The 12,921-nt window shown below is 62.1% G+C and carries 11 protein-coding genes and 1 pseudogene; 5 read left to right on the forward strand and 7 right to left on the reverse strand.

The annotated features are described in order from the left end of the window. Position 1: 1 nt before the first annotated feature. Genes C7401_RS27540 through C7401_RS27550 form a run of 3 tightly spaced genes read right to left on the reverse strand, consistent with a single transcriptional unit; the run spans position 2 to position 3,827 of the window. Positions 2-1,273, reverse strand: coding sequence for an acetyl-CoA hydrolase/transferase family protein (locus C7401_RS27540; protein WP_112174591.1), 1,272 nt, complete (start codon positions 1,271-1,273; stop codon positions 2-4). 3 nt (positions 1,274-1,276) lie between these two features. Next, positions 1,277-2,521 (reverse strand): CoA transferase, encoded by a 1,245-nt coding sequence (locus tag C7401_RS27545; RefSeq protein WP_112174592.1) that lies wholly within the window; start codon positions 2,519-2,521, stop codon positions 1,277-1,279. Further along, a complete protein-coding gene (locus C7401_RS27550; RefSeq protein ID WP_258397268.1) occupies positions 2,511-3,827 on the reverse strand; it encodes an acyl-CoA dehydrogenase family protein in 1,317 nt (438 codons plus the stop codon). The genes C7401_RS27545 and C7401_RS27550 overlap by 11 nt, the downstream gene beginning before the upstream one ends. Positions 3,828-3,866: 39 nt before the next feature. Here C7401_RS27550 and C7401_RS45675 point away from each other — a divergent pair, with 39 nt between their 5' ends. The 4 genes from C7401_RS45675 to C7401_RS27570 all read left to right on the forward strand — a co-directional run bounded on the left by C7401_RS45675 (position 3,867) and on the right by C7401_RS27570 (position 6,721). Further along, positions 3,867-4,307 (forward strand): hypothetical protein, encoded by a 441-nt coding sequence (locus C7401_RS45675; RefSeq protein WP_258397269.1) that lies wholly within the window; start codon positions 3,867-3,869, stop codon positions 4,305-4,307. 201 nt (positions 4,308-4,508) lie between these two features. Continuing rightward, positions 4,509-5,168 carry an NADPH-dependent F420 reductase gene (locus C7401_RS27555; protein ID WP_112174594.1) on the forward strand — a complete coding sequence of 220 codons (660 nt, stop codon included), beginning with the start codon at positions 4,509-4,511 and terminating at the stop codon, positions 5,166-5,168. Between the two features lie 833 nt (positions 5,169-6,001). Further along, complete coding sequence (locus C7401_RS27565; RefSeq protein WP_112174596.1) at positions 6,002-6,364, forward strand: hypothetical protein; 363 nt, start codon at positions 6,002-6,004, stop codon at positions 6,362-6,364. Between the two features lie 72 nt (positions 6,365-6,436). Beyond that, complete coding sequence (locus C7401_RS27570) at positions 6,437-6,721, forward strand: GIY-YIG nuclease family protein (RefSeq protein WP_258397273.1); 285 nt, start codon at positions 6,437-6,439, stop codon at positions 6,719-6,721. A 752-nt stretch (positions 6,722-7,473) separates the two neighbouring features. Here C7401_RS27570 and C7401_RS27580 read toward each other — a convergent pair. Both C7401_RS27580 and C7401_RS27585 read right to left on the reverse strand, forming a co-directional pair. Then, on the reverse strand, positions 7,474-8,814 hold the full coding sequence (locus tag C7401_RS27580) for a type II toxin-antitoxin system HipA family toxin (RefSeq protein ID WP_112174599.1): 1,341 nt from the start codon (positions 8,812-8,814) through the stop codon (positions 7,474-7,476). A gap of 2 nt (positions 8,815-8,816) precedes the next feature. After that, the gene (locus C7401_RS27585; RefSeq protein WP_112174600.1) at positions 8,817-9,077 is read right to left on the reverse strand and encodes a helix-turn-helix domain-containing protein; all 261 of its coding nucleotides are present in this window, start codon (positions 9,075-9,077) and stop codon (positions 8,817-8,819) included. A 395-nt stretch (positions 9,078-9,472) separates the two neighbouring features. Here C7401_RS27585 and C7401_RS46135 point away from each other — a divergent pair. Further along, positions 9,473-10,075: pseudogene (locus C7401_RS46135) on the forward strand (TrlF family ATPase); the annotation flags it as partial. Positions 10,076-10,216: 141 nt separating this feature from the next. Here C7401_RS46135 and C7401_RS27590 read toward each other — a convergent pair. Together C7401_RS27590 and C7401_RS27600 are read right to left on the reverse strand one after the other, a co-directional pair. Then, a complete protein-coding gene (locus tag C7401_RS27590; protein ID WP_373864462.1) occupies positions 10,217-10,852 on the reverse strand; it encodes an acyl-CoA dehydrogenase family protein in 636 nt (211 codons plus the stop codon). Between the two features lie 1,004 nt (positions 10,853-11,856). Further along, positions 11,857-12,672, reverse strand: a complete 816-nt coding sequence (locus C7401_RS27600) for an IclR family transcriptional regulator (protein ID WP_112174601.1) — start codon at positions 12,670-12,672, stop codon at positions 11,857-11,859. Positions 12,673-12,921 lie beyond the last annotated feature (249 nt).

Genomic DNA, 12,921 nt, shown 5'->3' on the forward strand with positions numbered 1-12,921 from the left:
ATCAGAACAAGGTGGAGGCCTTGCGCTCGAGTTCCTCGCGATGCTCGGGCGCCGCAATGGCGATCATGCGGCGCATGCGTTGCGCGAGGCCGCAGCCGCGCAGATCGGCGATGCCGTGTTCAGTCACCATGACACCCGCATCGCAGCGCGCGGTGCTGACCGGCCCGGAGAGCGAAGCGACGATGCGCGAACGGGTGCCAGCGGTGGCGCGCAAGGCGATGATCGGCAGGCCACCTTCGCTCGCGTGCGCGGCACGCAGGAAATCGGGCGCGCCGCCAACGGCGCCGAGATACATGCTGTTGGCGACTTCGGCGTTCGCCTGACCGGTGAGATCGACTTCGATGGCCGAATTGATCGCGGTGAAACGCGGCAGCGCACGCAAAACCTCCGCACCATGTGTGTCTTGCGTGCCGCGCAATTCGAGCGCCGGATTGTCGTCGGCAAAGCGGCTCAAACGACGCGAGCCCATCAACAGTCCAGCCACGCTGACGCCTGTATCGCGGCGTTTGAAAGCGTTGGTGAGGGCGCCCGCTTCGACGAGGTCGACCAATGCATCACCCGCAATGCCCGAATGAAACCCAAGGCCTCTGCGGTCGCACAGAAGACGCAGTGTTGCTTCGGCAACACCGCCCAGACCCACCTGCAAGGTTGCGCGGTCCTCGATGAGGCTCGCCACATGATGCGCGATCTGTTCTTCGATCGCCGAAGGCACGGGCGGAGTCATTTCGAGCGGTGCTTCCTGCGCCGGGACGAGCAGATCGATCTGTTCGCGTCGTAATGCGCAGGTCCCGCGTGTGCGGGGCACCGCGGGGTGAACTTCCGCAATCACGACGCGTGCGTGGCGCAAGGCTTCTGCGAGCAGGTCGTAGGCGTGCCCGAGACGGTAGCGGCCGTCGCGGTCCGGCGCCGACACCTGTAGCAGCACCACGTCCACGCGCACATTGCGGCGCGCGAGGTCTCGCTGCAACAGCGAGTACGGGGAAGGCAAAATGTCGAGCAGGCCCGCTTGCGCTAGCGCGCGGTTACCGCCCGCACCACAATAGCTCAGGAAGGAAAAGTGATCGGCGTGAGCGGGTTGCAGCGTGCCACCCACGTCGATGCCTAGCAACAGGTTCAGCCGCCGGAAGGCGCTGCGCTGGGCAACGAGCGCGCGCGTGAGGGTGCGGGGCTCGGCGCATGCCTGTCCCCACATGATCGTATCGCCATCGCGCAGCCAGGGCGTGAGGTCGGGCAGCGTGTGGACGTCGCCACAATTGTCCAGGGTTGGCGTCATGGCTCAGTTGTCAGCGCGAGCGGCGCGTCCGATCACTTTGCGCTCGTATAGCGCACCCAGTTGGGCCGTATTCAGGCCGAGTATTTCGGAAAGTACCTGTTCCGTGTGTTCGCCGAGTTGTGGCGCCGACTTTGCCGGTGCACGCTCGAAACCCGAAAAGGCAAGCGGCAAGCCGGGCGCCAGCAACTCGCCGACGCCGGGTTGCGCGAGAGCGGTGAACAGTGGATTGCGTGTCGAGCATTCCGGATCGTCACGTACCAGTTGCTGTACAGTCTGATAACGGCTCCAGCACACGCCGTGTGCATCGAAGTGCGCGGCAATGTCAGCGAACGCTCGCGCGGCGATCCACGGCTCGATCAAGCTGGCGATGTCCGCGCGTGCCTTGAAGCGTTCGCCCTCGCGACGGAGGTCTACGCCTCGCGTGCGCTCCAGCGCTGCGATAGCGGGCGACAGTCCTGTCGCCTCGCATAGCGATTTCCATTGCCTCCCTGTCAATGCGACGATCATGACGCGCTCGCCGTCGGCGCTGACGAAATCGCGGCCGAAGGCGCCGAAGAGGTCGTTGCCCAGTGCTTCGCGGCTCATGCCAAGCTGGGCTTCGGCGATCAGGCCTAGATGGCCCATGACAGCGAGTGCCGTATCTTCGAGCGCGAGGCGGACATGCTGGCCCGCGCCTGTTTTGCGCCGCGTGCGTTCCGCCGCGAGGATGCCGGTCGCGGCGAGGTTGCCGGCAATGAGGTCCCAGGCGGGGAGCATGTGATTGCAGGCTGCCGGCGGTGCGGTGACGTTGCTGGCGGGCCCGGTGAGATAGGGGATGCCCATGCGCGGATTAACCGTGTAGTCGACTGCCGAACGACCATGACGGTCACCCATGATCGTTAGCTGGATAAGGTCGGTTCGATGCGCGCGCAACGTCTCGTAATCGAGAAAACCGCGTGCCGGAAAGTTCGTGAGCAGCACGCCGGCATCGGGCCCTGGCGCCGTGATGAGTGCGGTGGCCAACTCGCGCCCCGCGTCCGATGCGATATCGATCGTCACCGACTTCTTGGCCTTGTTGAGCCCGCACCAGAACAGGCTCGTGCCGTCTTTGGCGACAGGCCACCGGCGGTGGTCCAGGCCGCCGCCGAGTGGGTCGATCCGGATTACCTCTGCGCCCAGTTGAGCTAGTGTCATGCCGCCAAGCGGCGCGGCGACAAAGGCCGACGCCTCGATGATACGCATGCCTTGCAGGATGGTGTCAGCCAGCATGCTGCGCCTCTCTTTTCGAAGTCAGGCGCGCGAACGCATCGTCGTACAGTGCGCGGGCGATCACCTTGAGCGCAAGCGTTTCTTCGGCGCCCTCGAAAATAGAGAGCACGCGCGCGTCGACGAAATAGCGGCTCACCGCGGACTCCTCCGCATAGCCCATACCGCCGTGAATCTGCAAAGCTTCGCGTGTGACACTCTCGGCCGAGCGACAGGCGATCAACTTGACGAGACTCGCTTCCATCTGCGAGCCGCCGCGTTCGAGACGCGCCGCAATCGCGTAGGTGAGTTTGCGGCAGGCAGCGTAGCGCGCGGCCATGCGGGCGATTTTCAGGCGTGTCAGGGGGAACTCGCTCAGCGGTGCGCCGAAGACCTTGCGGTCGGCTGCGTACCGAATGGCGGCATCGAGTGCCGCGCGCATCACGCCAGTCGCGCGGGCAGCGGTTTGCATGCGGCCGCCAGTCATTCCGGCCATGGTGTAGTAGAAACCTCTGCCAAGACCGGCCTCGCCGCCGAGCACGTGAGTGTCAGGAACGAAGTAGTTTTCGAAATGAAGGTCGAATGAGTGCATGCCGCGATAGCCGATGGTCGGAATCGCGCGCCCGTCGAGCCGCCCGCCTTCTGGCTGCACGTACTCGAATGCGTGAGCGTCGAAAGAAGGCTTCTCGACCAGCATGATGCTCAGGCCCCGATGGCCGCTGCGTTTGTCCGGATCGGTGCGCGTGACGACCATCAGCAGATTCGCCATGCCTGCGAACGTGCACCAGGTTTTCGCGCCGTCGAGCCGCCATCCTCCCTCGACCCGCGTGCCTTTCAGCGTCAGCGCCGCGACATCGGAGCCAAAATCGGGTTCCGTGATCGCAATGGCGCACAGCGTTTCGCCGGATGCAATGGGGGGCAGCCAGGCCCGCTTTTGCTCGTCGGTGCCGCCGCTCAGTAGTGCACGCGACAGTATCTCCGGGCGGGTAATCAGGCTGCCGGCCGCGGCGAGAGAGGCTTGTGCAAGCACTTCCGTCACCGCAACCATCATTTGCGTGTCGTCGCCTGTCGAGCTAGCACTCCCGCCATACGCGGCAGGAATGGATAAGCCGAACGCGCCCATCGCGCGCATCCCGTCGAGAATCTCGTTCGGGATGGTCTCGTCTTCCCGGTGAATGCGCTCGGCGAGCGGCGCGACGACTTCTTCCGCGAAGCGGCGGAAGGCATCTTGCGCCATCGCGACGTCTTCGGGCTTTGCGATCCGGGCAATATCATCGGCCTGTGCGACGCATTCCCCGAGGTCCACGAGGGCGTCGCTGCGGGCCGCCACGTGTCGCAGCCTCACGAGGTCGATGCTCTGCATTTGCGCATGAAGGTCCGTAGGCGGAATGCCGAGGTCGACATAGAGCGTGTCGAGACGGCTCAGCACGCTGCCGATCGCTTCAGCCGCAAACGCGAGGCTCAGGCGCGCATCCAGCTCGGTGGCATTCGCCTGCGGAGCGCAACTTGTTTCGGCGGCGAGCAGTTCCGCGCTTGCGAATGCAATTTCATAGCTTGCCGGCTGGTATTCGTCCAAACGTTGCGAGTCGAGTTCGCCCGCGATGCAGCACGAGCGCACAACGGCAAGCACGGCCTCGTCGAGCAGCCAGCGCACGCGGCCAAGCACGGCGTTGGCCAACGTGAAGGTTTCCGGGAGGGATTGATCGAGCATGTTCGTATTCGCGGACGCAGTACGCGCTGTCCTGGGAGCAAGGGTTTGAAATCCAGACGCGTACCGGTTCGATACGCGGCGGCACCAATGGCGGAGTAACTTGCAGAAGGATAGGGGGCCGTGCCATTGCCCGATAGCATTCGCCCGGCATGGCAGCGATGCGCGCAGCGTATGTCAGCTGCCTTGGTAGGTCCACGCGCAGATCGAATCGACTAAGCTAGTCAGTCTGAAGCAGATCTTTTTCACGAAGGCTTTCGACCATTCAACCTGACCGGCCCAGGCCGAGACGAGGATAGCAACATGAAGATTGGGATAATTGGCGCCGGATATATTGGCCGTGCACTTGCTGCGCTGGCGAAAACGCATGGCGACGTCGCGATGGTCAGCAATTCGCGCGGACCCGCAACGCTAGGCAGTACGAAATCTGGGATTGGGTGCGAAATTGGGACTGTCGAAGAGGCCGTGGCGTTCGGGGATATCGTCGTGCTGGCCGTACCGTTGCGCAACGTATGGGATTTGTCCCCGCGACTGCTGGAAACAAAAGTAGTGATCGATACGTGCAACTACTATCCGGAGCGGGATGCCCAGATCGAGGAACTGGACCAGCGGGCGAACACGACATCCGGCATGGTTGCGCATCACTTCACGGGAGCACGCGTTGTCAAGGCGTTCAACGCGATACTCGCGAAAGACATCGAGACCACGGGGGCGGTAGCGGGCGCACGTGGGCGACGTGCGCTACCGATTGCAGGGGACGAAGAAGAGGCAAAGCTGCTTGTCACCCGGCTTCTGGATCGCTACGGATTCGATACAGTCGACGTGGGTGCGCTGAGCGAGAGCTGGCGTTTCGAGCGTGCCAAACCCGCGTACTGCATTCCGTTCGATCGCGACGGCCTGCAAGGAGCGCTGGCGGCTGCGCGTCGCGAATTCGAACTCCCCCATGGTTCATGGCGCAGATGAAGGGCGTCATGAGGCATGATGCATCGAGTTGACTTGCGTATGCGCTGTACGCTCGCCGCGATAGTCGCGCGGCCATGGCGGCGGCGTTAGCTCTGAGTGACGGCATTCTCCCTGCTTGCCAGAGTGAATTGATGCCGCGCATGGTGAGGTGAACACTGCGGGATAGAATCGCAAACTAGCGATGGTTTCCCGCAGCGCCATCTCCAGTCGTTTGCGTTGCGCGAGGCGGTCCTCGATCGTTCCTGAACCCTTAACGGGAACAATATCGCTTCAAGAGACTTTGCAACAGGTTGTTCTGTTGACGGACTAATGAAGCAATTTGTGCGCATTCCGCCGCCAAGGGCGGATCTGCACATGACGTTCAGCTCTGTCTAACGTTGTCGTGTGGCTCAGCTCGGCGAGCGCTTGACACCCACGTTGGCAGCCGTTAGCCGGGGCCGCGCGCGTTCAGCATGCGCCGGCTGGCTCATTTCAGTCCTTTCGGACTTCTCGGGCGCCGTCGCAATAAGAGGCCGCCGAAAAAACCTGCATCGCGCCGAACCGCGCCAACCGTCACACAGATGAAGGGCGCCTGCGCGGTAGTGCAGAACGTTCGTAATCGCGTAAATGCCTAATTCCGCTTGGGCAGTCATCTTCCTGCAATCATCGACGGGCGCATTTTACGATGAGGGTTCGGAAACCTGCCCCGTCATCTTGGGCACTCACTAGATAAGACCTTCTAATAATCGCTGGCAACTATGCACCTATACGAGCTTTTGAGAAAGTGGGAACCAGGCTTCACGCCGATGGGTGCCAAGACTCACCTCGCCAGATTTAATGGCCGGGAACGGCCTATGGACGTCTTTATCGCAGGAGATTTCGACAATTGGCAGGCTTGGCAAAGCCGAAGGAATTTCTCGCGACGATTCGTCGTGTCGATGATCGATGCAGGCGGAGCCAGGTGGCTGTATGCCGGGCTCTTCGAAGTCAAGGGTACGAAGGCGATTGAAGAGCCGAAGCCCCACTTCATCTACGACCTGCGGTGGATCGCGAGCGCCGATGAATACGTAGGTCGCCTCTACGTGAAAAGTGCGTATAAAGAGCGCGCAAGTTATGTCCGCGGCGAGACGCTCGAGGACGATCTTGAGCTTGCGGAGCTGCTGCCTGAGCGAGTCAGCTACGGTCGGTTTCCTGGCTTCAAGAGGGTCAACCTGTGAAAGGCGCAACTCGATATCATCATCTCGCAAGATATCGAGTCCTGGCGGACGGCGCTGTCGAACGTCAAGGGCATTTACCTTATCACCGATACCAGCAACGGCAAATTGTATGTTGGTAAGGCAGACGGCGAGCACGGCATATGGCAGCGCTGGTCGAGCTACGTCGCAAACGGTCACGGCAACAATGTCGCCCTCGCGAAGGAACTTGGCCTGGCCGGTCCCGAACGCCGCAACGACTTTAGCTTTTCTCTCCTTGAGATAGCGGATATCCAATCGACGAGCGAGGAGATTGCGCGCCGGGAGAGCCACTGGAAGGAAGTGCTCGCGTCTCGGGAGCACGGATACAATCGCAATTAACCGGGACGGACTTGCGGAGGGAGTTTTGCTTCAAGGTGCCCATCTCTACAAAAGCATAGGAAAGCTGAGTAAGCCCGTCACGGCGTGGCGCGCCATCCTTGGGCACAACGTTCGGGGCGCCTCTAGGCTCAAGGTGTCTACGCGCATCGGGCAGGCCGATGTGTTTCGCAGGCACATCCTCCGGCAGCGCACGCGACACGCGATTCCGGCGGTGAGCGTCGAAACGGTGGCCGACTGGCTGATTGAGCGATAGAACTTTGCATCGGCCTAGTGGACTTCGGTGTGTGTCGCGGTCTGGGATTTTCTTTCCGTGCTCGAACGTGCGGACTATCTGCACCAGCGCATGCGGCAGGAGTTCCGAATCCGTCAGAACGCACTGGGGGGCGAGACGAAAGTGCCCAGCGGGGAGGCCAAAGCCCCGGCTCTGCACAGCGCCACCCACGGATACTGCTCGGCGCTCGGCGGCGTCTACGCTTCGCAGTTTTCGTCGGCTGTGCGCAGGAAAGGCGTCCACGTTGCACCGGGCGAGGCGCTGCTGCTCATGACCACGTGGCAAGCGCCAGGGTTGCGGATGACGAACGAGGCGGCCCATGCCGAAAGCGTCGCGACGAGGTTGCGCATTGCCGTCGAGAAGGCTGTTGAGCTCCTGGCGGAAGCCGGCGTGTTCGTGCGTACTGTCACCGGATGCCTCCCAAAATCCCGGGTGCAGCAGACCGAAAAGCGACGCAGTCCAGAACCCGGACCTGCGGGGGTCAGCTCTTTTTCGCAGGAGCGAGAAGCTCGGAGCGTCCAATCACGTCTCTCGTGCTCTCCGGCTTGTCTGAATCCGAGAATCCGGCCGCCTCAAGAATAGGTGTGAGGCCCTTGAGCTCTGCTTGTGGCTTGGCGCTTCGCACCGTCGCCATGCCCTTGTTCCACGCGTGCAGCATCTGCTTCGCTATCCAGTGCCATCGGGGTTCGTTCCTTGCGGCCTCGACAACCTCTTTCCCTGTTGATACGGCCGAATCGCAGAGCGCCTCGACCATCTCGCGATAGCGCCGCGGCGGGATGCCCAGCCGTATGTTGAAGAATCGCTCCAGCGTTTTGCCCGGTGCCCAGGTCTTGCGCCCGTCGACGCTAAGCCCGGGTGGATTGCTGGCGAAGCGAGGGTAAGCCTGGGTGGTCACGATGTCGGACACGGGTGTGTACACGACGTCGTCGATGTTCGAGTAGAGAAGAGCAACGTTCTTAGAGTGGCAGTCCGCGTTGCGAACAACGTAGTTGGTCAGTATCAGCCAGCCAAAATGTTCAGCCTGCTGTCTCCAGTTCGCGCTGCTGATGTAGGGCTTCGTGGCGTTCAGCACCTGCTCTGTCGAGGGCCGATGCTTCTCATGCGGTGGGAGACCGAGGAGACTGCATGCGTCCTCGACGCCGTACGCAGGCATACCCTTTTCATCGACATCGAAGCGGTCGACGACCAGCACACGCCCGTCGTCAGACATGGTTGTTTTTGCCACTCGAGCGACGTCGAGCCTTGCGAGCACCCGCATTGTGTAATGCTCATTGAACCCGAGGTAGGGCGTCTGCTCGTCGGAACCCTTGATGATGTGCCGGCTGGTGCGCAGCGTCTGCTTGCCGACTGGCGTTTGCGCGGAGGAAACCTCCGGCGCCAGGAACTTCGGTACCGCGCCCGAGATGGCGGCGCGCGCGTAGTACCTCACCAGCTCAGCGAAGTGCCGGGTCGAGACGTCCTGATGAAGCAGGGTATTGAGGTCAAGCGGGTCGAACTCACCACCGGGCTGGCCGCCCTCAGGCGCCACTGTCACGCGGCCAATGCCGGCGCCGCCTATGACGGCGAGCAACGACAGGTCCGTTCCGTCGAGGAGGGGGCCGAACTCCTCGCGAATGACCTCAAGAAGGAATCCTTCGGGCAGGTTCTGGCGAAAGAATGGGTGCAAATCGCGGGGCCACACCCACGGCTCTTCACGAACAGGCATGGTCAGGCTGACGAAGTCCTCAGGTGACGCGTCCGTGCTGTACCGAAGCGCATAATTGTCTTGATGGCGGTACAACTGCGCGGCGGGCTTGCCCTTGACGTAGACGTGAAGGCGCATGCTCAGGCTCCGGACTGTTTCTGTTCTGTGAGCACGTCGTCGAGCGTGCGGGCGTGACCGCGCTTGACGATCCGCAGGTCGTAGCCGGCCGCTTCGAGGAGCCGGACGAGCAGCGCCACGCTCATGTCGCCCCGCGCGAGCGTCTCCATGCGCGCGAGCGTGGTGCGGGCGACGCCTGCGCGTTCAGCAAGGTCTTTTTGCGAGAGGCCCGCGTCGCGTCGCGCCTGCTTGAGCATCTCTCCGACGTCTGCCAGATTCGTCACTTGTAGCCCCAGGGCATCACAATTGGCTGGAAATGAGGAAGTTGTAGCCCGCAGGCTACAAGCCTGCAAGGCTTCGCTGTGTCCCTTGGGCTACAAAAAAGCGGAGAATGGGTCTTTTTGTGGGCTTCGGGCTATAAAGACATCGCCGCGGCGTGGGCTTGCACCGGCCCCTCCGAACGACCGTTGCCTGGTTGGTCCGCAGGCAGCCCCGCTGTAGTCATGGCCGCAGCGCGCCCGTGCGGCCAGAGCTCTTAGAGTTCTGGCGCGGTTCACCCGCAAGCCGGGTAAACAGGCGGCACGGCGGTATAAATCCCAAACATTCGGTCAGCACGGTGACGGCGGGGGCGTTGGCCTCGCATCGTTCCGGATGCGGGCTGCTTCGAGATCCGCCGCATCTGACATTCGATAGCCTGAAACAAGCTTGTATTGATCCAGACGGGCGCGCCTATGTGGGGCGCGAGCCGCCGACCGGTGCGATGCCGTCGCAGGTGATATCGGATGTGCAAATATTTGATGCGCCTTGGGCCGCGACCAAAGTTGTGTCGCTGAATCCCGGTTTGGTCGCCATCATCGGCGCACGGGGGGCAGGAAAGATGGCACTGGCAGACATGATTGCTGCGGGATGCGAGGCCATCTCGGAGGCCTCATGGGCGGCCGATGGTGACGTCAGCCCGTCCTTCTTGGTTCGCGCGCGTCCACTCATCGGAGAAGCGACGGTCAAGCTTGGCTGGGGCGGTGGAGATGAATCCAGCTGTTGCCTCGATGGTCGAGATGCGAACGACGGTATGGCCTTTCCTCGTGCCCGATATCTATCGCAACAGTTCGTCGAAGAACTCTGCTCCTCAAAGGGCGCGTCTGAAGGGTTCGTGCGCGAAATAGAGCGCGTGATCTTTGAGGCCCACGCGGCACAGGGCCACGACGGCGCATATAGCCTTGAGGAACTGCGCGACCAGCGTACAACTCGCTTTCACCAAGCACGTCGCTTACGCACCGCTGCGACCCAGTGCCACCGGCCTCGCCGGCAATCCTGGAGCAGAACGGAAAATCGATGGGTGTTGAGAACGGGAAGGGCACGTACGAAGAGTCGCGGGAGCGATTCTTCGCTGGGGTGGCATGTGGCTCGATTGCCCTGGATGGCGTCATGTCGCCGCTGACAAAAACGCTGATGGAGCGATTCGGCACGAAGAGCGTCGACATGACTTTCGGATGGGCATGTACTCCCATGGACTGGGCATGCTCTCGGTGCGATGGCCCGCCGCGTCGCGGCGAATGAAGGCATGCACGTTGCGCGGATTGGCTGGATCGCTGTCGTCGCGTCCATGCACGCCGAGCCAGTCCCATGCGGGCGCCAGTGACGTGAAGATCTTGTGGCCCTCGAAGCGCCAGGCTCCGCCGGGGAGCGGCGTTGCGCGCACTGTCGAGTCCGCGAGTCCCGCATCGTTGCCGGGCTCGCCGTGGCCCGCGGCGAACACCTTGCCAGCGCCGATCTCGCGCAGGATCCAGTCGGCCGAATGATCGCCGCGTCGCCACGGATGCAAGGCGACGCCTGCCCAGTAGAGATGCATGTTGAGGGCTAGCGCCGTAGAAGGCGCACGATAGGCGAGTCTGACCTGTTCGCGCAACAACTGCGGCAGTGTCAAACCGAGGCCGCCTAACTCGCGCGGCACGCTTGCACGCAAGAATCCGGCAGCGTGGAGATCAGCCAGATCATCCGCAAAGAAAGCGTTCTCGCGATCATATTGCGCTGCGCGCGCACCATGCGATCGAGCAATGATTCCGTGAGCGGCGGCGGCCGCGCGTGCTGCGTGAAAGACTGCGGGGCCTCGTGTTCCAGTAAGGTACTCAAGACGTTAACTCCGGGATGCGGGTGGTTTTCGTGACTTGATTCGATGAGAGCGTGCGCAGACATCATCGAAGGCCAGCGTAATCCTGAATCCGGCCAGCCCGGAAATAATGACTTACGCAAACCATATGCCGTCGTTTCCCCATTGGGTATTCGAGCGTGAATAATCCTGTTCACACCGCGAAGCACATCGTGATGACGAATTGACGCCCGTGCTGCTTTGCTATCGCCAAAGCCTTCTTTGGCACTGTGTGCTTCTTGCACCAGGATGAAGTGCTAGGGGCGCTGGTGTCCGCGAATGTCTTTACGAGAACCTTCATACGATATAAGGGATACAACTTCGAAGTGTTTGCACACGCATTGCCGAGCGGGCTCTATGCGGCGAACCTGACCATCGAAAGCAGGTCTTCGCCGCTCGGCCCGGCGTTGAGTGTCGACGAGCTCGACTATTTTTTCGAGGCAGATCACGCCATCGCGTACGCCGCTCGCTGGGCTCGACTGTGGATCGACCAACGAGGAAAACCGGCTGTGTGTTGACGTGGCGTCCGTCCCTTCACGAAGTTTCAGCCAAATCGATGTCCAGTCCTGAAGCTTTCAGGAGGTTTCCAAAGTGGCGGGATTGCCTTCCACGCATGCGGCCATTGCAATATCGGGTTTTATTGGTCGGAGCCGCTGCGGCTCCATCGCACTGTGGAATCTTGATGCCTTTAGGCGGCAGCGCTCCGAAGGCCGGAACCGTGCCGTCCGCATCGAGGTGATACTGATGGCAGTGGAACAGCAGGAAAAAGCCGCTGCACGTGGATCTGGACGCAGCGCGCGGCGTGGGACAGCGAGCCGGTGTTCCGTATGCTGGGTGCGTGGCGCCGCAGCCAGCCCGGACGTTTCATTAGGCAGCCAAAGCTGTGTTCGTGGACGTACGCGCTGGCGGGGACATTCCTATATCCCGAGAAACTGCGCCATCCCCCGTACGGCATGAGAGGTCGAATTCAGCAGATCCGATGCGCGCATCAGGTCGTCACGCATCGCCTCGTTGCCGTCGCTGAAAAAGCGGTTCGGGCCGGTGAGGACGATCGCGCCTAACGCTCGGCCCGAGGGCGTCGACAATCGCGTGCCGACCGCGCTGATGCCAGTGACGTTCTCGTTCTCGTTGGTCGCCCATCCGCGCCGGCGCACTTCCTCCAGTTCCGCAAACAGCGAGTCGCGGTCTCTGACTGTCGCGGCGGTCCTGGCAGGATACGGCGCCGGGCCGAGCAGCGCATCGCGCTGTGCCGGCGTCCGGTCGCTCAGCAGGATCTTCCCCGATACCGACGCGTGCAGCGCTGCCGTGACCGTCGTATCGAAGTACGGCGCCACGCTGTAATTGCCCGCGACGCTCTCCACGGTCATCCGGTGGTCGCCGAGAAATGCGACGAGCAGCACCGATGGGCCGTGCCGCTCCTGCAACTCCCGCATGAGCAGGATCGTGTCGCGCCGCAGCCGGTTCAGCGGATGCTCGAGTGGCAACGGGCACGTGGCCTTTGGGGCGGGGCAATATAACGCGCCTTCGCGATAGATATAGCCCGCCGTGTCCAGCGACTGCAGCAGGCGGTGGCACGTGCTGGCCGGAAGCCCAACGCTGTCGGCGATTTCCTGAAGGCTAAGCGGACGCGCTGCCTCGTGCAGCCGCGCGAGCACGTTGAGCCCGCGCGCAAGCGCGCCCGATTCCGTCTCGCGCCGCTCCGCGACGGCTTCATTGCTGGTGGTTAGCACCATGACTGGCTGACCCCGGGAGAGATATCGGACGGTCGCACACCGGCGTCGCCTGCATTGAATCGTTTTGAACTGAATTTCATATACGAATTGCTTCGTTGGTCGACCAAGGGGCAACCCCTAGAATAAATCGGAATCTTCATTCCGAAATATTGTACAGACAGACCAGTTTATGGAATAGCACTCTCGGGGGCTCCCCACGGGCAGCGGTCTGCCTGGAAGGCTTTGTAGCATCTCGATCCGCGCGGTGTA

Origin of the sequence: Paraburkholderia unamae (assembly GCF_003268775.1) — a bacterium.
Classification (GTDB): domain Bacteria; phylum Pseudomonadota; class Gammaproteobacteria; order Burkholderiales; family Burkholderiaceae; genus Paraburkholderia; species Paraburkholderia unamae.

What these genes read in the sequence shown, in the direction of transcription:
- C7401_RS27540 (WP_112174591.1), bottom strand. Translation starts at nt 1,273, where the DNA reads ATGACGCCAACCCTGGACAATTGTGGCGACGTCCACACGCTGCCCGAC.
- C7401_RS27545 (WP_112174592.1), bottom strand. Translation starts at nt 2,521, where the DNA reads ATGCTGGCTGACACCATCCTGCAAGGCATGCGTATCATCGAGGCGTCG.
- C7401_RS45675 (WP_258397269.1), top strand. Translation starts at nt 3,867, where the DNA reads ATGAAGGTCCGTAGGCGGAATGCCGAGGTCGACATAGAGCGTGTCGAG.
- C7401_RS27555 (WP_112174594.1), top strand. Translation starts at nt 4,509, where the DNA reads ATGAAGATTGGGATAATTGGCGCCGGATATATTGGCCGTGCACTTGCT.
- C7401_RS27565 (WP_112174596.1), top strand. Translation starts at nt 6,002, where the DNA reads ATGGACGTCTTTATCGCAGGAGATTTCGACAATTGGCAGGCTTGGCAA.
- C7401_RS27580 (WP_112174599.1), bottom strand. Translation starts at nt 8,814, where the DNA reads ATGCGCCTTCACGTCTACGTCAAGGGCAAGCCCGCCGCGCAGTTGTAC.
- C7401_RS27600 (WP_112174601.1), bottom strand. Translation starts at nt 12,672, where the DNA reads ATGGTGCTAACCACCAGCAATGAAGCCGTCGCGGAGCGGCGCGAGACG.